This window comes from Buttiauxella agrestis ATCC 33320, from assembly GCF_000735355.1.
Classification (GTDB): domain Bacteria; phylum Pseudomonadota; class Gammaproteobacteria; order Enterobacterales; family Enterobacteriaceae; genus Buttiauxella; species Buttiauxella agrestis.
The window spans coordinates 16,191-38,248 of the sequence record NZ_JMPI01000077.1 but is presented as its reverse complement, the minus strand read 5'-3'; the positions used below and the strand labels follow the sequence as shown (position 1 = coordinate 38,248).

The 22,058-nt window shown below is 45.0% G+C and carries 21 protein-coding genes and 1 pseudogene; 8 read left to right on the top strand and 14 right to left on the bottom strand.

What is annotated here, in order from left to right; genetic code table 11:
• Nucleotides 1-52 precede the first annotated feature (52 nt).
• From GBAG_RS21685 to GBAG_RS21670, 4 genes are all read left to right on the top strand, one after another.
• The gene (locus tag GBAG_RS21685) at nucleotides 53-1,456 is read left to right on the top strand and encodes an ISNCY family transposase (RefSeq protein ID WP_034500275.1); all 1,404 of its coding nucleotides are present in this window, start codon (nucleotides 53-55) and stop codon (nucleotides 1,454-1,456) included.
• 102 nt (nucleotides 1,457-1,558) lie between these two features.
• On the top strand, nucleotides 1,559-2,449 hold the full coding sequence (locus GBAG_RS21680; RefSeq protein WP_034500274.1) for a LysR family transcriptional regulator: 891 nt from the start codon (nucleotides 1,559-1,561) through the stop codon (nucleotides 2,447-2,449).
• A gap of 192 nt (nucleotides 2,450-2,641) precedes the next feature.
• On the top strand, nucleotides 2,642-3,700 hold the full coding sequence (locus tag GBAG_RS21675) for an alpha/beta hydrolase (RefSeq protein ID WP_246864897.1): 1,059 nt from the start codon (nucleotides 2,642-2,644) through the stop codon (nucleotides 3,698-3,700).
• Nucleotides 3,701-3,712: 12 nt separating this feature from the next.
• Nucleotides 3,713-4,831, top strand: coding sequence for an NADH-dependent flavin oxidoreductase (locus tag GBAG_RS21670; RefSeq protein WP_034500272.1), 1,119 nt, complete (start codon nucleotides 3,713-3,715; stop codon nucleotides 4,829-4,831).
• A 193-nt stretch (nucleotides 4,832-5,024) separates the two neighbouring features.
• Here GBAG_RS21670 and GBAG_RS21665 read toward each other — a convergent pair whose 3' ends face one another.
• Nucleotides 5,025-6,233, bottom strand: a complete 1,209-nt coding sequence (locus GBAG_RS21665; protein WP_156104923.1) for an SIR2 family protein — start codon at nucleotides 6,231-6,233, stop codon at nucleotides 5,025-5,027.
• Between the two features lie 215 nt (nucleotides 6,234-6,448).
• A pseudogene (locus GBAG_RS22440) lies at nucleotides 6,449-6,610 on the bottom strand (IS3 family transposase); the annotation flags it as partial.
• A 163-nt stretch (nucleotides 6,611-6,773) separates the two neighbouring features.
• On the opposite strand from GBAG_RS22440, the gene GBAG_RS23020 reads away from it, so the two are divergent.
• The 3 genes from GBAG_RS23020 to GBAG_RS21650 are packed head-to-tail and all read left to right on the top strand — an operon-like array spanning nucleotide 6,774 to nucleotide 8,366.
• The gene (locus GBAG_RS23020; protein WP_034500269.1) at nucleotides 6,774-6,995 is read left to right on the top strand and encodes a hypothetical protein; all 222 of its coding nucleotides are present in this window, start codon (nucleotides 6,774-6,776) and stop codon (nucleotides 6,993-6,995) included.
• Entirely contained in the window at nucleotides 6,995-7,909 is a 915-nt protein-coding gene (locus tag GBAG_RS21885) for a winged helix-turn-helix domain-containing protein (RefSeq protein ID WP_051873778.1), read from the top strand. Before GBAG_RS23020 ends, GBAG_RS21885 begins: the two co-directional genes overlap by 1 nt.
• On the top strand, nucleotides 7,896-8,366 hold the full coding sequence (locus tag GBAG_RS21650) for a hypothetical protein (RefSeq protein ID WP_034500266.1): 471 nt from the start codon (nucleotides 7,896-7,898) through the stop codon (nucleotides 8,364-8,366). The genes GBAG_RS21885 and GBAG_RS21650 overlap by 14 nt, the downstream gene beginning before the upstream one ends.
• Nucleotides 8,367-9,006: 640 nt before the next feature.
• On the opposite strand, the gene GBAG_RS21640 is transcribed toward GBAG_RS21650, so the two are convergent.
• The 8 genes from GBAG_RS21640 to GBAG_RS21605 all read right to left on the bottom strand — a co-directional run bounded on the left by GBAG_RS21640 (nucleotide 9,007) and on the right by GBAG_RS21605 (nucleotide 16,461).
• Nucleotides 9,007-9,594, bottom strand: coding sequence for a DUF1120 domain-containing protein (locus GBAG_RS21640; protein WP_051873777.1), 588 nt, complete (start codon nucleotides 9,592-9,594; stop codon nucleotides 9,007-9,009).
• Nucleotides 9,595-9,606: 12 nt separating this feature from the next.
• Nucleotides 9,607-12,039, bottom strand: coding sequence for a fimbria/pilus outer membrane usher protein (locus GBAG_RS21635; RefSeq protein ID WP_246864896.1), 2,433 nt, complete (start codon nucleotides 12,037-12,039; stop codon nucleotides 9,607-9,609).
• Nucleotides 12,040-12,050: 11 nt separating this feature from the next.
• Nucleotides 12,051-12,749 carry a fimbria/pilus chaperone family protein gene (locus tag GBAG_RS21630; RefSeq protein ID WP_034500260.1) on the bottom strand — a complete coding sequence of 233 codons (699 nt, stop codon included), beginning with the start codon at nucleotides 12,747-12,749 and terminating at the stop codon, nucleotides 12,051-12,053.
• A gap of 232 nt (nucleotides 12,750-12,981) precedes the next feature.
• Entirely contained in the window at nucleotides 12,982-13,665 is a 684-nt protein-coding gene (locus GBAG_RS21625; RefSeq protein WP_034500258.1) for a DUF1120 domain-containing protein, read from the bottom strand.
• 116 nt (nucleotides 13,666-13,781) lie between these two features.
• Nucleotides 13,782-14,495 (bottom strand): DUF1120 domain-containing protein, encoded by a 714-nt coding sequence (locus GBAG_RS21620; protein ID WP_051873776.1) that lies wholly within the window; start codon nucleotides 14,493-14,495, stop codon nucleotides 13,782-13,784.
• Between the two features lie 78 nt (nucleotides 14,496-14,573).
• On the bottom strand, nucleotides 14,574-15,269 hold the full coding sequence (locus GBAG_RS21615) for a DUF1120 domain-containing protein (protein WP_051873775.1): 696 nt from the start codon (nucleotides 15,267-15,269) through the stop codon (nucleotides 14,574-14,576).
• A 209-nt stretch (nucleotides 15,270-15,478) separates the two neighbouring features.
• Complete coding sequence (locus tag GBAG_RS21610) at nucleotides 15,479-16,045, bottom strand: response regulator transcription factor (protein WP_034500255.1); 567 nt, start codon at nucleotides 16,043-16,045, stop codon at nucleotides 15,479-15,481.
• A gap of 32 nt (nucleotides 16,046-16,077) precedes the next feature.
• A complete protein-coding gene (locus tag GBAG_RS21605; RefSeq protein WP_034500253.1) occupies nucleotides 16,078-16,461 on the bottom strand; it encodes a winged helix-turn-helix domain-containing protein in 384 nt (127 codons plus the stop codon).
• Nucleotides 16,462-18,767: 2,306 nt separating this feature from the next.
• On the opposite strand from GBAG_RS21605, the gene GBAG_RS21600 reads away from it, so the two are divergent.
• Nucleotides 18,768-19,523, top strand: a complete 756-nt coding sequence (locus GBAG_RS21600; protein WP_051873774.1) for a tyrosine-type recombinase/integrase — start codon at nucleotides 18,768-18,770, stop codon at nucleotides 19,521-19,523.
• A gap of 128 nt (nucleotides 19,524-19,651) precedes the next feature.
• Here GBAG_RS21600 and GBAG_RS21595 read toward each other — a convergent pair whose 3' ends face one another.
• The 4 genes from GBAG_RS21595 to GBAG_RS21580 form a co-directional block, all read right to left on the bottom strand.
• Nucleotides 19,652-19,843, bottom strand: coding sequence for a hypothetical protein (locus tag GBAG_RS21595; RefSeq protein WP_051873773.1), 192 nt, complete (start codon nucleotides 19,841-19,843; stop codon nucleotides 19,652-19,654).
• A gap of 77 nt (nucleotides 19,844-19,920) precedes the next feature.
• On the bottom strand, nucleotides 19,921-20,379 hold the full coding sequence (locus GBAG_RS21590; RefSeq protein WP_034500251.1) for an RES family NAD+ phosphorylase: 459 nt from the start codon (nucleotides 20,377-20,379) through the stop codon (nucleotides 19,921-19,923).
• Nucleotides 20,376-20,819 (bottom strand): type II RES/Xre toxin-antitoxin system antitoxin, encoded by a 444-nt coding sequence (gene parS, locus GBAG_RS21585; protein WP_034500249.1) that lies wholly within the window; start codon nucleotides 20,817-20,819, stop codon nucleotides 20,376-20,378. The genes GBAG_RS21590 and parS overlap by 4 nt, the downstream gene beginning before the upstream one ends.
• Nucleotides 20,820-20,927: 108 nt before the next feature.
• Nucleotides 20,928-21,641 (bottom strand): replication initiation protein, encoded by a 714-nt coding sequence (locus tag GBAG_RS21580; protein ID WP_051873772.1) that lies wholly within the window; start codon nucleotides 21,639-21,641, stop codon nucleotides 20,928-20,930.
• Nucleotides 21,642-22,058 lie beyond the last annotated feature (417 nt).

Sequence of the window (22,058 nt, the reverse complement as noted above, 5' to 3'; positions counted from 1 at the left end):
TCCCTCTGGCTAAGTTAAGATGTCCGGCGTGTATAATCAAGTAAGGATTACCATGACGGCTCTCGCAGCGGAGTTTTTTACTTTGGATGAAGTTAACAGACTCAAGATCATTCAGGACGTCATCGACCGGCGTCTGACAACGCAGATGGCAGCGCAACGGCTTGGTATTTCCGACCGTCAGTGTCGCCGTCTGCTTGCGCGTTATCGTGAAGATGGTCCGCTTGGCATGACCAGCCGTCGTCGTGGTAAATCCAGCAACAACCAGTTGCCTCCGGGACTGGCCGCATACGCGCTGAACATTATTCGCGAACGCTATAACGATTTCGGTCCGACGCTGGCCTGTGAAAAACTGTCTGAGGTTCACGGCGTTCATCTTTCGAAAGAAACGGTCCGCAAGCTGATGGCTCAGGCCAGTCTGTGGGTGCCGCGTAAGCAACGTGCGCCAAAAATTCAGCAGCCACGTTACCGCCGTGCCTGTGCCGGTGAACTCATACAAATCGACGGCTGTGACCATCACTGGTTTGAAAACCGAGGACCTAAGTGTACGGCACTGGTTTACGTTGATGACGCTACCAGTCGCCTTATGCAGCTGCGGTTCGTAAAATCGGAGTCTACGTTTACCTATTTTGAAGCGACCCGGGGCTATATTGAAAAACACGGCAAACCGCTGGCGCTGTATAGCGACAAAGCCAGTGTATTCAGGATAAACAATAAAAATGCGACTGGCGGTGACGGCGAAACTCAGTTTGGCCGTGCGATGCATGAACTGAACATTCAGACCATCTGTGCAGAAACCAGTGCAGCCAAAGGTCGTGTTGAACGAGCACACCTGACGCTTCAGGACCGACTGGTTAAGGAGCTCAGGCTCCAGGGCATCAGCACCAGGGAGGCTGCGAACGCATTTGCCGAAGAGTTCATGAACGATTACAACCGTCGTTTTGCAAAAGCGCCTCGTCAGGAGTTTGATGTTCATCGGGAACAGGATGTCGATGATGACCTTGATATGGTGTTTAACTGGCGTGAGGCTCGCAAGGTGTCGAAATCACTCACAGTACAGTACGACAAAGTTCTTTATTTAATTGAAGACAGCGAACTGAGTCGTCGGGCGATTGGCAAATACATCGATGTCTGGCATTACCCTGACGGACATAAAGAGCTCCGGCTAAATGGCGTATCACTTCCCTACTCCACCTATGACAAGCTTTCTGAAATCGACCAAGGGGCGATTGTAGACAACAAACGTCTGGGTCGGGCGCTGGAAATGGCGCAACTGGTGCAGGCAGAACGGGATAATAACCGGTCACAGTCTGTGCCATCCGGAGACGGTCCTTCACGCAGGCGTAAAGCCCCCACGACGAAGAAATCTCAGCGTTCCCTGGATCAGGACGATATGTTCAATGCACTGGTGAAACTTCAATCGCGCTCTGAAGAAATATTTGGGAAGAAACAAACATAACTCAACATTATTTGCCAGGCGTTAATAATGGACAAATTGCCTCTATCCGGATTATTTTGTTAATGCCTCTAATGACTCCCAACTTAGAAACTGGTTTAATAAATGCGTCGTAAAAATGTTAACGATTATCAAGCTTTTATCGCAGTAGCCCGAGAAAAAAGCTTCACAAAAGCTGCCGCTCAGTTAGGTGTCTCACAGTCGGCGCTGAGCTACACGGTGAGGACTCTTGAAGCAGACCTTGGTCTTCGTCTTCTTACCCGTACCACGCGTAGCGTTTCTGTGACTGAAGCTGGCGAGCGGCTACTTTCCCGTATAGGACCCCATTTTGACGAAATTGAAAGTGAGATAGCTGCGCTGAGCGGATTGCGAGAAAAACCAGCCGGTACTGTGCGTATTACTGCCGTTGAACATGCAGCCGATACAATTCTCTGGCCTAAACTCGCCCCGGTGATGCTTGAGTATCCCGATATCAACATTGAAATTATCAGCGAGTACGGACTTAAAGATATTGTCGCTGAACGTTATGATGCTGGCGTTCGGTTGGGCGAACAGGTCGATATGGATATGGTTTCCCTGCCTATTGCCAGGGATTTCCGTTTTGCAGTGGTCGCAGCGCCCTCTTATTTCAAGCGAAAAAACCATCCGGTAACGCCTCGTGATTTAAAAGATCATAGCTGTATCAGATTACGCCTGCCCACTCATGGCGGATTCTATACCTGGGAGTTTCGCAAGGATGAGACGGAAATTAAGGTCCGTATTGATGGACGAGCGACTTTCAGTACAATAAATATGATGAGGCAGGCCGCCCTGGATGGGCTGGGACTTGCTTATCTGCCGCTAGATTCCGTGGAGAACCACCTTGAAAACGGGATGTTAGTCCAGGTGCTTACTGACTGGTGTCCACCGCGCCCTCCCTATCATCTTTACTACCCCAGCCGTCTACAACATTCTCCGGCATTTGCACTTGTGCTCGAAGCACTCCGTGCCCCATAACCTTTGAGCACTGTTTTTCCTGGTCCATATCGAACTCAGTTACTTATAACCCTATTAATAAAACCTCCTTCTAAGCCCATGCGAAATTAAGCATCTAATTTCTCAATACTAAAGAGATTAAGATGGCCGCTGAAACAATCCATGTGCTTTCAGCGGCCAGGGCCGCCATCATGTATATGAAGGAGTCTTGCAATGAGTAAAAAAACAGGTGGGTTAAGTCGCCGTAATTTTATCCTGACGAGTTCAGTGGCCTCAGCAGGATTACTGATGGCGGGTCATGCTTCAGCCCTGCTCTCACCTACCCCTCGTACATCTGGCACCACGACACACGTAGATGGCGTCACCGTCAGCAGCGTCCTGTTCCGGAACAATGAAATAATGATGTCCGGAAACGTCTACGTCCCTCCGGATTTCAGCGAAAACCGTCAATACGCTGCTATTGTCGTTGTCCACCCAGGTGGTGGCGTTAAGGAACAGACTGCTGGCCTTTATGCCCTAAAACTGGCTAAAGAAGGCTTTGTCACTCTGGCGTTTGATGCCTCCCATCAGGGGGCCAGTGGCGGATTACCGCGCTTTATCGATGATCCCATGAAACGCGTTGTCGATTTCTATAGCGCAGTCGATTACCTGACGACTCTCCCTTATGTCGATAATAATCGCATTGGCGCATTAGGCGTTTGTGCAGGTAGTGGTATCACGGTTAAAGCGTCAATGACGGAACGTCGAATCAAAGCGCTGGCAACAGTCAGTGCCGTGGATGTCGGAGCGGCGACCCGTAAAGGCTGGGAGGGAACAACATCTGAATCTGAACTCATTGCGACTCTGGATGCTGTTGCTAAACAGCGTACAGCAGAAGCAGCGGGCGGCGCACCGGTTTATGTCAACTATGTACCCAAATTGGGTGATACCAGTGCACCAAAAGATCTTCAGGAAGCTGCGGACTACTATCTGACTGAACGCGGAAGATATCCGACTTCTACCAATCAAATGCTGATGACAAGTATCAGTACGCTGGCGTCATTCACCGGATTTGAAGGGGCGGATGTCTTTTTAACACAACCACTTCTGATTGTAGCCGGTAGTAAAGCAGGGTCGCTCTGGCACAGCCAGGAATTACACAACACTGCGGCTTCTGTTCAAAAAACGCTGCATATCATTCCGGGTGCAACACATATGGACCTCTATGATGGACAAGGTGCAACGGTTGCAGCGAGTAAACTGGCTCCTTTCTTCAAGAAAAATCTCGCATAGGTATGACTATCCATGAAACAAACTCCACTACTTGAAAGATTTCCACTTGGTAAAGGTGTGACGCTGCGCAACCGTATTGTGATGGCCCCGATGACGACCTGGGCTGGTAATGATGACGGCACGGTATCTCATGAGGAAGAAGCATATTATCGTCGACGCGTTCAGGACATCGGTCTGGTCATTACTGGCTGTACACATGTTCAGGAAAACGGTATTGGGTTTACGGGAGAGTTTGCTGCGTATGACGACAAATTTATTCCCGGTTTGAAGCGCCTGGCTATTGCTGCAAAAAGCGGTGGAGCACCGGCAATCTTACAAATATTCCATGCAGGCGTGAAAACCAGCCCTGAACTGGTTTCGGATATTGTTGCTGCAAGCGCTATTCCCGGTGACGCCGGTCCTTTCGCACCGTCCGTTACCCCTCGTGAACTGACATGCACTGAAGTCGAAACTGTTATTCAGGATTTCGGGGAAGCAACTCGCCGTGCGATAGAAGCAGGATTTGATGGTGTTGAGTTACATGGTGCCCATGGCTTTTTACTTCAGAACTTTTTCTCCCCTCATTCCAACCGAAGAGAAGATCAATGGGGCGGCTCTTTTAAAAACCGTATGCGTTTCCCTCTCGGCGTCATCGAGAGTGTGCGTAAGACGATTGCTGAGCATGCAACCAATCCCTTCCTGATGGGATACCGCATTTCACTGGATGAGCATTACGAAGATGGGTTGCGCATTGATGAGTCGCTTGAGCTAGTTGACCGCCTGGTCGATGAGGGTATTGATTATCTTCATGTATCACTCGGTAATGCACTTGAAGCCAGACCCGTTGATGCACCGAATGGCCCCAAAGTCATCGAAATCGTGCGCGATCACCTGGCTGGACGTATACCTCTGATTGTTGCCGGGCAGTTGCGAACACCAGAGCAAGCCGAGGATGCTGTTAAAGCAGGAGTATCTTTGACGGCAGTAGGTCAGGGAATGGTTATGAACCCAGACTGGGTTAAGTTTGCAGGGGGTAAAGTTGAAGGAAAAATTGCTCTCAATATTGCTGCATCAGACGTAGAGCAACTTGCTATACCCCAGAAACTCTGGCGCGTAATTGAGGAAACGACAGGCTGGTTCACTATTCGTTAAATTTATCTAAGCGGCCCGAATTTTAATTAGGGCCGTTCTATAACCACATGTAGTCTTAAATCCACCACGGTCAAATAAAGGCGAACTCAGGCTTGGAGCAACTGACTAGACACTTCCCCCCATTTTCGAAAAGTTACTTTAACCGTAGGAGACAAAAATCCGGGGCACCAAGGGTAATTCAACTTGTATGCTTTCATTTTGTAAATTTTAATAATCCATCAATGTCGGTTTCTTCTGAAAAATAGCCCTTCAATACTCTTAAGTGAGTATCTGGTATCCCAAGTTCAAATTTAAATTTATAGGCGACTCTTTCGGGTTGCGGGTCTAGGATAGTAACGTATGGAATATTTTTTCTATTCATGAATGCATCAGTAAAAAGTTTATTGCTTTTTAGATCTGTTCGAGGAAATGAATAACCAATTATGATTATATGTTCTGCTTTCTCAATCCCTACTTGAGCATTTTCCCATAAATTATCAAACAACATGCCATATCCATGATAATTCTTTTTCTTTACTGGAGGGATTATTAATGGAATGGAAACTAAACCTTTATCACTTGCAGTTCCTTCAGCCATCCAAGGCAACTTCATTCTGGCACGAATCAAAACATGCCCATCATCAACCATACGACCACGGTCATCTAGAATATTTGGGGGATAGTATCCATAAGAGAAGTCTTCATAACCCTCTGTATATCTTCCGGCAAAACATGCGTAAGGCTCACTAGTTCCTTCGTACACCCACACAGTATCTGGCGCAGATTCTTGTGTTAGTATCACGTCTTTTTTAGGACTCATTGGATGGCTGCTTAACCAATTTACTGAACCATGCAGCTTAATAAGTTGAGGAGCTTTTGATTGTGAGTCACTTGGTGCCTGCCATTCATCTCTATATATACTTTTGGGACGAAACCCATATCCACTATCAGTGTTCCATCCAGTTTCGAGTTTTAATGCTCGGTCCATTAATGTGTCCCAATTAAAAGTAACTATCATGTCATTTTGGGATAATTTTTTTGCCAAAGTAGAATGCGGACGTGAAACAGAACCGTTTTGAATAGAGTTTATTGTCGCAGAAAAAATAAATATGAGCTGAGTGTAAGCCTTAAAAGCTCTGATTCTTTCTAATGTAGCCTCTTCGCCTATGTATAAATTTAGGTTCTCCTCAATTTCGGTATATAATTCTTCGATGTCTACATCTTTCGAGAAAAATTCGGCTGGATCTTCTCCCTTTATTCTAATGACAAAATCTAGTAACCCATCAATAAGAACCCATGGATTAGATGAAATATCTAAACGTGAAAATGTGGAGAAAAAATCCCTTGCGATGGGCATTCTCACCCCTGTTGGACTATCAGAGTACGCTTTTGAAGCACCTGCGCCTAGCAGTAAAAAATTCACAATATGATCACTCCCTGGAAAATTACAATAGCGTTTAAAACCTTACTCGTCTTACAAACAATTTATAAGGATGTCTGTGTAAGTACCATAAAATTTTTGATCATACTCCGGCTTAGTAATCGGAAGTTCCCACAAGTTGCAAACAATGTAAGCTTCAGCACCAAGCGGACATCTGAACTTTGCTCTACAGCGGACATCTCTACTTAGCCTTGACAGAGATTTTCAGGTGCCGGTCCTATTTCTCCGCAGTAAGAGCTGTATCGTCGTTGCCTGGCTCGCTTAACGAAGAGTTGCTCCTCAGTCATTAGCCTACGGACAACCTTTTCAGAGATGCAGTGCTTGTTCTCTCGGAGCATCGCGTGCAGAAGCCGGTAGCCGGTAGCCATAGCAGTGGTAATTTTGCCATATCGATAATAAAGTTCAACAGCCCGAACCCTGTCCTCATATGAATGCATTAACTCTCTCCCGAGAGTCCAAGTATTCGTCCGCCCCCCTTTATTGGCGTTGTTCCGGTTTTTTTATCTTCTGAGGACACGACTGATGACGGCATACGGTTCGGTGTTTTTCACGATGAATGAAATTAATCGCCTGCAGATTTTGCAGGACGTTGTCGGTAACCGGCTGACTACGCGTCTGGCCGTGCTTCGGCTCAACTTTACTGACCGTCACTGCCGTCGTCTTCTCGAACCATTAATAAATTTTGAACAGAAAAACACTCATGGTGTAAGCTTTAAAAAAGTAAACCAAAAAATGGTAGGGTAATGAACGTCAAATATCTCATTAACAATAAAGTCATTTTCGATCCAGATGAAAGAAGTCTGAGGATGGTTACGGCACAAGATGTAAAAATTTCCCTACATATCCCCGCCAGTCGGTGCTTATTGCAACTAGTCGAGAGTCAAGGTGAACTCCTTACGCAGGAATTTTTGTTCAATAATATTTGGGGCGCGCAAGGTGCGTCTGTCAGTTCGAATACACTCTATCAAAATATTGGAATTGTGCGAAAAAGCCTCAAGTCAGCAGGGATTGACGAAAATATTGTGCAGACACTGTCCCGGAAAGGGGTTATATTTACAGGTGATGTTTCTCTGTTTAATGCTAATATTGGTGAGCCTGCATTAATTAATAATCCCATAGAGATACCAATCATTCCAGAAAACCGTCCCTCTGCATTCGAGTCTGAATTTTCCGCGGGGTCAGACGAAACTGGTCATAATGAGGCTGGAGATGTTGCCTCAGATGAACCTATTAATTCTCCACAAGAGGAATCAGAAATATTACATCATCAAAAAATAGCGCTGTCGCCAGTAAGTATTAAACGGTCATACAGTAACTGGACAGCATTGGCTGCAGTGATTTTCTTCATGCTGGGTCTGGGTGTGTATATTTTGCGATTTAATTCGGTATATTTTTTTGCAGATTACCATCCAATGGGTAAAGTGGATGGTTGCGAGCTTCTGTCTTCTTATTACGATGAAGCTACGGCAAAGAAGGCGTTCAGTGAAATATTAAAAAATCAAAATATAAGTTGCGAAAAGAATGCATCATGGGCTTATTTAACAATCAATCGCCTTCCGGAAGGATCTTCATTGCTTATTTGTGACAAATCTATTAAGGACTCACTGAGTCGTTGTAAGAGTTATATTTCTTTGGAGGCGGATAATGAAATACATTAAATCTTTGTTAATGTTTCTCCCTCTTATTTTGTTCGCCATCACACCATTACTGTATTACACCCATGATTATTATAAAAAATATAATTATACCTGTGAGTCATCCACCACACTGACCAAAGGAAATCACCAGTATATGAATACCACGACCTATCATTTTTCAAACGGTCGAGGGTATATCAATACCCAGGGTAATTTTAGTATTGACGGAAAACCCGTCGCCACTGTCGTTAAAAACCTGCAATTCAATTACACCATTTCAGGCGACAATATAGTGATGGTATCTACGGACAAATATGACGATTTAGCGAATGTGTTATTAATGCGTGGATTTATTCCTGATTTTTATTTATATAGCGATCGGGGATTATCGTTGCATATGAACAGAATAAATAATGATGCCTATTTGTTTACTCTAAATAAAACCCCGCTATTTTATTGCCTCATTGATAACACATAACCACATCCGAATTGGTGTCTACCCGAAATTTAAATGTCATCTTCGGTTCCAAAGCTAAAATGTCGACTTTATGTCTGGCAAATTTCTGAAAGAACAAGGGATAGCGTTTAAAATTACCCCGGAATTTTACAGGAACAACCAGTATAGGATAGATGGCTTTTAGCTGTTTCTGAACCCTTGTCTGAACACGTCGCTTAGGTATTTTTTTTGCCATGCTCACTTTTCCCACCTGAATCAAATACTTAAATTTTCTTATCAGAAATTTGTGTGTTTTATTCTTTAGGGACAAGAAGACAAAGGATTTTGAGTGCGTCCTCAGCTAAGGCTACGCGAAGTTATCGGGCAGTATCACCGACGTTTCCTGTACAGGCCGGTTGATATTTCAGGGGTACCATGCTTCCGCCATGATGCCACCTCGTGTCTGACTGTACTTTTGTGAAGCACAAAGTGAGCTTCTGTCCGTGTTGTACCTCCCTGACCAGATAAATAATAATTAATGCCAGCAATCCTGAATTCCATAGAATGTATTGGCTTAGCCACAAAAAATGCACCCTACTTAGTTAGATGTCCAACTTTTGGGGTGCGATTCAGAAGGATGGGGCTTTACGGCACTTTAGGTAATCAGTGTCTAAGGAAAATACTAACGAAGCTCGAGATTGAGATTTGCCTGGCTGACCTGACGACTCGTGGCACGAGCTTCACTTTCGGTGAGTATAGGTTCAAGCTCAAGGCGAAAAGTAAGGGCCTTACCCTGTGTCACTTGTCCATTTAAGACCGTGGTAAATGTTTGTTCGGGCATAATACCAAGGGTATTTACTGGGCCTTTTAACAGCACACCCTCGGGAGTACTCAGCGCGATGTCGACATCCTGACCATCAAGTTGTGCAGAAAACAAATTCACCCGCATCCGACCTGTGTTGCCATAGCGAAAATCACCGTGGCTGCTCAAATCACCATGAAGGGTTACGCGCATATTTTCGCTATACGGACACATTACGTTGACCATAACCAGACGTTTTCCAGGAGACAGCGCCTGAGGAACACCTGTAGCTTGCTGTAATTGCCACCGCGACAGTACTCCGTAATCAACGTTACTGTTACTCACCGAAAGATGGCATCGGCCATCCACAGGGGGCATCCCCGGTAAAGCAGCCTGCTGGTTGGTTTCTGCACAGACCCCTTGGCTTAACGTCAGCACGAAAAACAACAATCCTGATAGATATTTCATGGTTTATTCCTGTTAACTGCATTTTGCATTCGCTACCTCAAAGATCCCGCTGGTATCAGCATCTTCAGGTAGTGAAAGTGTGAATGTGCATATCGTTTTGCCCGAAGCCTGGACGTCAAACTGCATTCCCGGTTTAGAGTCAGGAATAAACGTTTTGCCTTTATCGCCAACGACAGTGATGAACTCGCCTTCTTTATTGAATACGCTTGCGCCGTGCAGAGCCGGTTGCCCATGTGCATCTGTTAATGTCACCAGAACACGACGGGTATGCATCACACTAAAGTTGATGTAACCCACAGCACCACGTGCCAGAGAGGTTTCCTGCCAGGCATTATTGATATCGACGTTTTTATCCAGGCTACGGGTGTCCACCTGAATCGCTGAAGACCTATAACCATTAAGCGTAGGCAACACGGCATACCCCTTGCTGTCTGTCCATGTGGGCCCAGATGGGGTATCCAGACGGATACCCCCCTCATTACCCACTTTAGCAATACCGAAGGTATCCCCCACATGGTAAGGTGATAAAGTCACTCCATGATTGTGTGCCACGACACTTCCACTGGAATGTCCAGACCAACTGGTGAAATTATTCGAGTCTCTGCTGATGCTGCCGCTGAGCTGGCTCACTGGCGTTACCATATCCATGGTACTGGTTAAATTCGTATTTTGGCCTTCTTCATCCCGATCTGCAGCAAGGCTCCAGCCACGGTCTTGACTTGAACGGTCGCTATAGCGTCCGCCATAGCGGGTACCCGTATTAGCATGAGTGTAGTAGCTGCTAACACTTCGGTTTCCGAAGGGAATGCTCATGTTCACATAGAGGCGGTCATCCGCATCCATGCTGTCAGTGCCAGAATTATGTTCAAGACTTGCGGATAAGTAAGCTCGACCAATCTGTTTACTCCATCCCCCTCGCACATACGTCGTGCTTTGTCCTTGAAAGGTGGTTGAACGTGCCCAGGACAGAGACGGTGTGCCGATGTCCTCAACAGCCCAACTGATGCCCGCCCCATATTGGTTATGGGTTCGACCACCAGAATCCTGATCATCGCTTTGTATGGCATCGCTGAATTCTTGATAACCCGATGTTTGTTGGGTCATATTTACATTAGCAGACACTCTTTCCGTCAACTGGTGGTTCACGTTCACCGACGTAGATATGCCTTTGTCTCCGTGCTCGCTGTCCTGAGCAAAACTGCTTTGAATATTCAGCTGTGTAGCATTAAAGGGCTGCATACCAAGACTGGCCGCGCCCGCACGATAGACCGATGAACCTAATATCCCCACATTCAAAACTGTTCTTGGCGTCAATGCCCAGCCAGTGCCTACAGTAGCCAGCATGGGGGATTTAGTGCTTCCTTCCTGATCGAGCTTCCCAGCCCCAAAAGAAAGACCGCTGGCCACCGCAGCCCCGTTCGCTAAAAAAGCGGCAGCGGGTACGGTAAACTGACGCACTTCCCCATTGTTACCCGTCAGCTTGATGCTCAAATCAGAACGGGTGTTCAGCAGAGGAAAGTTCTGCAAATGAAAAGGACCAGCGGGAACCGTTGTGCTATAAACCAGCACACCAGACTGACGCACTTCGACCACTGACTGAGTGTCGGCAATTCCGTCAACTACCGCTGCGCCGCTCTTACTGTTCTGTAAGGCAGTGTCAGGAAACATCTGCATTCCAAGCACCTGACCGGTACTGAACATCGAGTTGGCGAGGCTAACCTGCCCTGCCTGCAAGACTTTCTTCATCTCATCAAAAGTGTGTTGGGTATACGCTGCCTGGTGACGAACTGACGTTTCTCCATTGAGGCGGGATAGGCTTTCGCGGCTGCGAAAAATCCAGTCTTTGGCGTTAAAGCCTGCTTCGGTATCAAGCTGCTCAAACTCGGTGCCTGAACTGCTGCCTGAAGAGCCCATGTATTGCGCGTCGTAATTGAGCATACCGGCCACACCGCCATGTTCGTACTGACTGGCATCCTGGCCGGCAACTGTAAGGGCATCGGCTGGAACGACAAGATCGATTTTATTCTCGCCCGGATCAAGATTCAGCTCGGCTTGTGGCCAACTGGTTTTTAAATCGAAACAGTCAGGATTTTTTTCAAAACCCGAAGGGGTGATGAGGCCAGCGGCTTTGAAGAATGCTTTGTCAGGACAAAAATTTCCATGTTTGTCAAAATGGACTTCCAGCTTACTCTTTTGTGCCCCGTTGACTGACAGTGCCACCACCGTGGTGCCAGGCAAAAAGCGTGGCGCCTTGTTAAACCACTGCGCAAGAGCAGGATCGACGCCACGCGCTTTCACTGTCTGCGTATCAAATTCAATGTCATCAGTGGAAGCCCCCCCCTCTTTTGCTGAAACCATGAGCGGTGTAGAAAAAGCGACAGCAATTGCTAACGAGAGTACTGAAAGGCTGATACGCATATCTTTAATGTAATACTGGGAATCCACAGATAAATCCTTTAGTGCGATAACACTGCATCGTAACTTTTGACGGTGTAACCCCAGGTAGTGGCAGGAGAAATTCTTACCTTCGCGGATTGCGCAGCTTTCGGTGCATTTTCTGCCTTAAGCGTCAGGGTTTGCCCTGGAAGCACATACGAGGTTGGTAGGGTCCAGTTGGTATTGTCTGGCAGTGTTTGAACGCCCTGACCAAGCCTGACAACATAAGCAGAAGGGTTGCTAACCGTGATGACATTGCCTGCTTGCTTCCAAGTCAGATTTTTCCAGGGAGACTCATCTCTAGCCAATCCTGCCGGGCGAATAATGACCGGCAGGTTTTGTCGTATAATCATTCGCACTTCGTTTTTATTTTTTTGCTGCGGCGGTACACCTTCAAAAATCACGCGCTCCAGATGTTCAGTGGTCAGCGGGGTTTTATCCATCATCATGAAACGCACACGCTGGATTTTACCGGGCTCGACGCGAGCAGCTGGCGGGGTGATGGTTAATAATTGGGTTTTGTCCTCAGGTATATTTTCTAACGTTGAAAGCATTAGTACCGGAAAATTGTCGGTATTTTTGAGGTTAATAGCGCCTTCACCGTCACTTTGTTCAACAATAACGACGGAAGTTTCAGGTACGATCCCTGTTGCATGGACCAAACCTGCAGAGAATAAAAGAGCTGCTGCACCGCTTTTAGCGAATGAAGAAATTTTCATATAAAAACCATTAGTTGAAGGGAAAATGTTAACGATCCATCAGGCAATTAAATAGCAAGAAAGCATTTGTTACTTTCTTAAATAAATAAAAATTGATATAAGCTTCACCTGAGAAGATGTGCATTTGTTAAGAGCGCAAGAGTTTTACTTATATAACCATCCATCACATTTGGCGGGTTATATAAATCCTGTCGTTATTAATGATATAACGACAGGTAGCACTACTCGTTAATTACAGATAAACCATCTCAAGCGTGGTAAGACCATCCATCTTAACTTGTTTGGACAGATCCAATTCACTTGCCTTGTTAATATACGCCTGAACTTTCACGGGCACAGTCATGGTAGTGAACGCTACTGGAAGAGCATTGTTCCCCCAACTGGTAATGATTTCAGCACCTGTTCCATAGAGATTTGGACTCGCTGAATTTGACCAACTTGTGGAGGCACTGTTACGCCACACGTTTGAAACGGCTACTCCATCAAGCATAGGAACACCATAGCCAATACCATAGCCACCAATCTTCGCATCGCCTTCCAAGCCCAGACCCACTACGTGGTTAGACACACTCAGAGCTACCGGTGGATTTGAACCACCTCCGACACCTTCTGTGCCACCAGCAAGAGAACCCATCCGGCCATTAATTGCTTTGATCCCAATTTGGGTGGGTGAGCTGCAAGTAATAGACAAATCGACAGTCTTAACATCAAGTGTTGTATAGTCCGTTGCCGCTAAAGCATTCGTTTTGATAGTACCGTAATCAACGACACCACCTCCGCTCAATATCGGGGTACAGGCTGCAGGTGCAATACTTCCGAGAACATGTACATCTGTACTGTCGGCAGCCATGACTAATTGTGATGTACACGTTAAAATAGCCAGTGCGCAGAACTTAAGTTTAATATTTTTTAGCATTGTTAATTTCCTTAAAGTTAAAATTTCCATTGATTCTAAATAACCGGCCATAATATCGATGGCCGGTTATTTAAATTCCATAGCTAAATATATTTATTAGGCGCCCTAAGGATCAATTAGAGGTAAACCAATTCAATTGTGGTGAGGCCATCTAAATTTATTGTTTTTGACAGCTGCAATTCTGAGGATTTGTTTATATAAGCCTGAACGGACAATTTACCGGTCATGTTTGTAAACGCCACAGGTACACTTGACCCACTAGCCCCCCAGGAAAATAAATCAAAACCAAATGGGGTATACAAAACACCCTTTGAATATTTGCTCCAGGTTCCTGAGCCATCTGTACTAGTTGCATTTAGGCCTTCAACTGCTACGCCATCCAACAAGACTGATGAAGTGTCAAGTTTGCCAGCATACCCACCGATAGGAGTAGAACCATCCAATCCTAACCCAACTGCATAAGTGGTAGGCATCCCAAGTAACACAACTGGTGACTGCTGTGACTGACCAGTAACAGAGGATTGGCCGCCCCCGGCTAAGGTATTTGGTCGGCCATTAATGGCGTGGATCCCTACTACAGTAGGCGCACTACAAGTAATGGCAATATCCAAGGTCTTTACATCAAGGACAGTGTAATCGTCAGCTTTCAAGCTGCTGGCTTTGATATTACCGTAATCAATGGTGCCGCCACCGGAAATAGTCGGGGTACAGGCCGCCGGAGAAATTGATCCGATAACATGTACATCTGCTGTATCTGCGGCCATTGCTGAATATACGGTACATGCCGTAATGGCGAGCGCAAAAGTTTTGAGTTTCATTTTATTTAACATTTTAGGACTTCCTTTTAAGTTCAACTTTCCATTTTTTAAGACAACCTGTCGCAAAAAATATTTGCGACAGGAATTCAATTAAAGATAAACAATTTCGATAGTTGTCAGGCCGTCAAGTGCAACGGGTTTAGACAGATCCAGTTCTGAGGCTTTATTAATATAACCTTGAACCAGTAACTTACCGTTCATGGTAGTGAAAGCTTTAACATCATTAGAGCCTTCGTTACCCCATGAAATATATCGTACTGCACTATCATTCATCGCATCAGTACCCTGTGCCCAGCTAGTACCGTTATCATCACTGATTAATGTACCTGCTGAAGCGCCATCCAGAGTATTGCCCGAAGTGGCAAACGCAATGTTATAACCCCCCACTTTAGTTGTACCATCCAGACCCAGACCCGCAACATGAGCAGCGCCTTTCGAGCCCAGGCTCACTGGAGATACGCCAAAGCCAGCAGCGCCTTCGGTCGAACCTGCCGCTGAATTAGGGCGTCCGTTAATGGCTTTAACAGCCACTTTTACTGGAGCATCACAGGTAATGCTCATATCCAGCGTTTTTTCTGCCAGAACTGTATAATCAGTTTTTGACAAAGTGTTCGCCTGAATTGTGCCGTAATCAACATTGCCCCCACCCGACAATGTAGGGGTACAGGCTGCCGGAGTAATAGTACCGATAACGTGAACATCGACACTGTCTGCCGCCATGGCGCTATTTGCTGAACACGCAATAATAGCCAATGCACAAGATCTGATTTTCATATTTTTTAGCATCACAATTTTCCTTAAAGTTTATCTATCCGTATGGATTTTGGTTACAACTATTGAATCTTAAATATTTATATATTTAAGAAGGGCACTTCATTACATTGATACAACAACTACTTTTGTGAACATGAGTTAAATCAAACATGTTTAAATAGATTATATAATCATGCCGTTAATAACTTTCATAGCATCGATTAAGATAATTAAAAACATTTTTAACCAAAAACTCTTTGTTGAAGCAAGTTTTTATATATTCCATAAATATTTATGGCATGCGCATTCAGTTTACAAAGCCCCATTTTTTTCAAAGCATTGCACTTATGCGCGCTAACCGTTTTATGAGAAATCAACATCTCCTCAGCAACAGTATGATTTGATTTACCCTTTGACAGTTCGTTCATCACTTCCATCTCTCGCAAAGTGAAATTCTGTAACCAATTTATTCTATTACTCAATATAGCATCAACACACATAATGATATTTGATAGATCAGCTTTTTTAGATATAAATCCATATATCCACCTGGAGTTCGATTCTAAACATTTGTTATTATCAATCACAGAAACAACTTTTATATTTGATGCATAAGCCAATAACAAAGCATCTTGTATTAGCCTGTGATCCTCTATAGCTAACAGCATACAACTCCCCTCTTTCTGAGGGAGCTTTTCAAGTTTAGTCACGTGTTCTAAATTGATAATTATTGCATCTCTTCCAGCAAGGTTGAGTAACGCCAACATACCTATTATGAAAAATTGATCATCAGAGATTATGGAAATCATGTTAATAGTCCTTTATTACACATGCTATAACTTTATATCTTAATATAATAAAGTGTTGTGAGCACACCAGCATTCACGGAGATACCTTTTTTTTCAATTTTTGAAAAAAAACCTTTCATTACTCCTATTGAATGCAATTTATTTTCAAGTTCATGTAAAACTTGCCATAGTCTTTGATTTGACGAACTGAGATTATACATTTCCCAAACATTCATCATGATCTCGTTATATGAAATGATCCGCACATTGGAATTTTTCAGTAAGAATACTAGCAAGCGCATCATCGTATCTCTTAAATAGAGCATACGTATTATCTTGGTCCCTTTTCCTTTTGGAAAATGTATAACGCGGTGATTAATCACATCAACTTGAATGTCACGACCAATAAGATAACCATATAAGTATTTATCTGCCATCTATATATCCTCTGATGCTATCTATAGCTGCTGCATTCACTTCGCAAATACACCTACAATCTGTGTGACGCATTCTATGCCGTAGTAATTGATTGCAACAATACACAATAATAATAAGCATAATATGTTGATTATTTAAACATTCATAGTTCTTTATGCTGTAATAGCAATAAATATCAAAAATAACAACCCGTAAAAAGATAATTTTTTGGTATCTATGGCGTGTTAGGAACACAAAAAAACCATCAACCGAAAAAACGTTTTTTCGTCAATAAACAACATGATATTTTGTCATTTTTTCCATTATTTAATTATTTTTACATTTGTTCAACATTTACCGTAATCAAATGTTAGTAATCCTAAATTGTTTGCTCATCACAACACCGCTGATGTCAACAAGGTTACTAATATTTTCATTATGAGGATAGTTAAATCAATGTAATAAGAATTAAAATTGAATTAAGAATAATCTACTCTTTATAAGATTATTATGAATAAAAAGTATGGGTAAAGGATTTGAAAAATAAACCCTTATATATCAATTGATTGCAAAAATAATTTTTTTCAGTAAATCCCCTTCGGTGAAACTTTTATCAAGTCTGTAAAAATCTTAATACAACATGTAATTAGAATTTAAAGACCCCACCGGTGTGAAAGGCATACTAATGCGTCAGAGATTAGTCGATTCTCTAAACATATCCATGCAAGATTCAGGCACCGGCGGAGATAATTATCACACTAGTTGGAAATGAATATCACTTAATGCCAATATAAATAGAGTTAAAGCAACTGCATGATATGCACATAGGCAGCATCGGACTGACTATCAAAAAAAATTCTTATGTTCAAGTGAATAGAAAGAAATATAAATCGCTAAAAAACTTGCTTCAATTCGTCATAATTTACTAACAGGCCTACCACAATCATTTATAGATTCTGTATGCCGACATGCCAAGGTGTTTTAAAATGTCAAAGATGAAATAACCTCGCTGAGAGGTCTGGCGACCAGCTTTATGGGTTAGTTAAGAATGACAGTGTTTTACGGTGCACCTGATAATAATGTCGTTCATAGCGTTATGCTGGCTAACATCAGAACTGCTTTCAGCATTGTTCCATTGATCTGACAAGTTAAGCGTTACCGTGTTTGTCTTTTGATCATCAGACTGCGATGATATTAAGAAAAAATATGTAAAGATTACCATAACCATGTCCCCCCCCGTATAGTGAATCATTCCTGACAGCAGGTAATTTTCAATCTGTTACCGACATGTTCCAGGAGATAGCCAGCATCAAATAACTCGAATGTTATTGTTGAGTAGGTGGCATTCTGTTTAACCCCAAAAAGTTGACCGACCGAAAAATGGACAATAAAAATCATCAATTCCTTTAGAATTCCTACTCCTGAGGAATATATATTATTCTTAGACCATACATCCCTCTGTAATGCCCTGTCAGCTCATGCATCATAAATTTAAATACCCATCCTACATCCTGGAACAACTCTCAATAATAGTAAGACTAGTCAAACATTCTTTAATTTATCTATAGCTCCTCCCCAATTGGCATGCATTAATACCTCCACTCACTAAGCGTATAAATTCGGTATAAGTTACCAAGATGGCTCTCTGGAAACCCCTTAATATATATTACGACATTTATCGTTTAACCGTTATTTGGCTTAGAATAAAAACATTCTCTGTATTTTCATGCTTAAGAAGAAATAATTTACTCTGATGATAATGTGGGTTTCTAGATATTATAATCAAAATATCAGTTACTTATTAACTACTTTTGATTACAAACATCATTTCATTCCACGGTTAAAGTAAACACCTCTTCTCAACACAGCAAACAACCTTATCTCTGAGTTAATCTAATTTATCCAGGCCTTTTACGGCTTGCGATACAACCCGGCACTTTGACGACTCAGTGGAGGCACTGTCTGTGTATCATGCTTTCCGTTTTCTGTAATTCCCGGCAACCCGCTTACTCAGGGGGGATTTCACCCTTTTCTCCAGGATGTTGTGCCTTCTTCTTCCTTTCACCCCATCATCCAGGCCAAAAGGATCGTCCCCGGATCCTTTTCCGATCCTGTCTGACATTTTTATTTTTCCGTTTTCTGGTATATTGACTTAAATCGGAAAACCATCGTGCACGCCTCTGCGGGTTTTTTCAGTGGCGAAGCGGCGCCATGAAGGCGAAAATAGACGCAGTTTTCCACCAGATTGCGCTACGTGAATTCTTTTGGTTTTTGTGGGGCAAACCCCTGCAGAATTCACGTAGCGCAACTTACGCAATGAGGTGCCATGTCGTTACATCCTGTCACCCTGAATGTCCCGGCTCTGTCAGGTGGCCAACCGGATTACGGTCGGGCGATCGCCCTGCGGCGGATGGCCCTGCATTACACCGAGCTGCCGAAATATCTGCTGGCACCGGAAGTGGCCGCCCTGCTCCACTATCTGCCGGACTGGACACAGCACGGTCTGGTCAACACGCTGTGGAACACCGGCGCGCGGATTAATGAAGCGCTGGCGTTAAGACGACGGGATTTCAGACTGAATGATGACATTCCGCATGTGGTGATCCGCACCGCCAAGCAGCGACGTACCGGCGGTGGGCGCCCACAGAAAGGCAAATCCGCCAACCGGGTGGTGGTGCTGTCTGATGCGGATTATGTCCGGGAGATGCGCAATCTGTTTGCCAGTACCCGGGAGAAGTTTGAGATTGATACGCTGACAGGGGAAAAACGCGCCATGCCGCTGTGGAGTGTCACGGATCGGACGGTGAGGAACTGGCTGAAAGGGGCCGTGAACCAGGCGGAGCGTGACGGCGTCACCTTTACGGTGGAGATCTCCCCGCACACGTTCCGCCACAGTTTTGCGATGCACCTGCTGTATGGCCATACCCCACCAAAGGTGCTGCAGTCACTGATGGGGCATGAAAAGTATGAGAGTACCGAAGTGTACACGAAGGTGTTTGCGCTTGATGTCGCCGCCAGCCAGAACGTGACGTTCACCCTGCCGGTAGGTGACGCCCTGCAGCTGCTGCGTGACAACAGGTAAGGACTGCAATGCTGACATACACCCCACCCTGAAGGTCGGGGTTTACGGTGCTTATTGATAAAGCGCCAGCATGAAAACCGGATATATCATCATGGTTGTTGTGATGTATCCGGTAACAGGGAGATTATTTAAGGCGGGGTCAGTAAGTCACTGAGGATTTCCACATCCCGGGTATTCATCACATCTGACTGTATCCCCACTAACTCCCATGCCCCTGTGATCATCTCACCGGTGTCGGGATATTCGGCCCTCTGATCCACGTAGCGGCCAATCTGGATCTGGCCATCAACCCGTATCCAGTAAAATCCTTCTTTCATCATCGCTATCTCCTGAGTCATCATCCATTAAAAATAGCACAGTGCACTGTGTATCTGTTCATTCAGGTTAAAACCAGAAATTACTTCAGGCGTTCATCAAAGCGGAAATCCACCGGGTACGCCTGGCTGACAATCGCGGCGTATTCGGGATGGGCGGGATTAAGCAGGAAATTGTACTCCACCGGTGAGAGCGCACTCGGAATGCGCAGTGCCACCGCTTCACCGCTTCTCACCCACTGATCGCCAATGTCGGCGAGGGCTGCCGGGGCTTCGGACGCCGCCCAGTTCTGCGGCAGGCTGTCTCTTTCAATCACCTGAATCAGCGCATCCGGCACGTCCACCGACAGCAGGGTAAAGGAATCGAGCAGATTCGCGGCATGCAGATGCACCAGGGTCTCGAGCATGGTCAGCGAAGCGGCTTCCGAGGTGTAGACCATGGCGGTCCCCACACTGTTCCAGCGACCGCCCGCTTCTTTTGCGCCCTGCCCGGTCCAGGCAGTCATCCGATAACGGGTTTTGGTCAGACGCCAGAGCTTCAGGAGTACACCCCGTGTTCAAGCCGGGTGATGAGTTTCATGACCTCCCAGGCACCGGACTCGGAGGCCAGCAGGTCGGCCGGTTTTTTCCAGCCCAGTGCACGGCTGGGCTCATTGAGCCACTGCTGCGCCGCCGCTTTATCCCCTTCAAACAGATCCACCGCCTTATCCAGCACGCGGATGAACCGCACCAGACGTTCGCTCTGTGCCGGACTGAAACGGGTTTTACTGTTGCGGTTAAACGTGGTGCCGGGAATACCGGTCATGCGGCGTAAATCGGCCTGGGTGATATGCGCCCAGGAGACGATGCGGCTGGCCACTTCGCCTTCCAGCCCTTTATCAATCTCGTCTACCAGCATCAGGCTGTCGGATACGTTCAGGCCGACGTGTTTCCACAGGTTATCAGGGCTGTGAGCGGATGTTGTGGGTGTAAAGACTTTCATAATCACCTCCGGATGGTATTTTTATTATAACCATATGGTGTGTTGCAGGCAAATAACGTCCGGGTGCGGGTCATTTTCGCTGATTATGGGAAACACCTGAAGTTGTCGCTACCCTTCGATGGGAGGCAACTGAAGCGGCCGAGCAAGAATGGAGAAAATAAGTTTTCCGTTATCCTCTTCTTTCATCGAGACTTTTATAGGAGTGAGAGTGTTAATTTTCTCAATAGCAGGAAGCAAAAAGGTGCGTTTCATCTCCGCAAAATTTGCACGCTGAGAGTCAGGTAGTTCATAACGGTCGGCAAGCCATGAAGCAGAAGTTATCCAGATGCCTGAAGAACGGTACTGGCAAAGACTTTCATAGAGACGGATCACGCGAACGGAGTTAATCCGACCACAGTCAAGCAGAGTATAGGTAGTGAACTGGCTCGTCAGCCCTGTCAGATATGGCATGACCTTTGGATTGATCTCAATGTTCCATTGACCTCTGCCTCGCTTCAGTCCCGCCTCAGCAAGCCACGGGCGACGAACCTCCTCATATTCTCCCTCTGACGGGAAAAATGTTACCTGCCGGTTCCCCAGCTCATCAATGCCCTTACGCACATCAGTACTGGCCGTTGCCTGGCTAACCTTAAAATAGCGCTGGTAATCAGCAACCTTCACAGTGAAAACACCAGAGTGTTCCTGTTGATAATAGGTTTGCATCAGGCACAGCCACAAAACCCTTTTCGCCTGTAAAGGCAAATAATAAGCGGCTTCCGTCAACTCATTTGATTGAGATATTTTTAAGGCGTTATGAGGTTTTGTCTCGACTATATCCGTCATATTTCAGGTTTCCAAGACAGTTATGGGATGTTTTCTTTCTACCCATAGTGGCAGATACCAGCCGACCGTCAAGGTCTTCTTTAGGTATTTCCCACATATCTGTGAAATTGAATTTTACTTTAGGTGTTTCCCATACTTACTTTAGCTATTTCCCATAGGAACCTTGGCAGTTTCCCATATCAACTTTATGTATACCCCATAGTAACCCAGGCTATTTCCCACACGACATGCTCCAGGAGCCCCGTGGTTAAAGGTCTGAGCGTGAGCTAAAAGGTTTTAAAAAGGATAAAAAGAATAAAACTCTTTAAAAATATCCTGTTGATAAGCGCATAACTATGGGAAATACCTAAAGTTCTCTGCCTGAATACAACGATTTGTGGGAAATACCTAAAGAACATGCTCGTTTTGAGTGAAAAA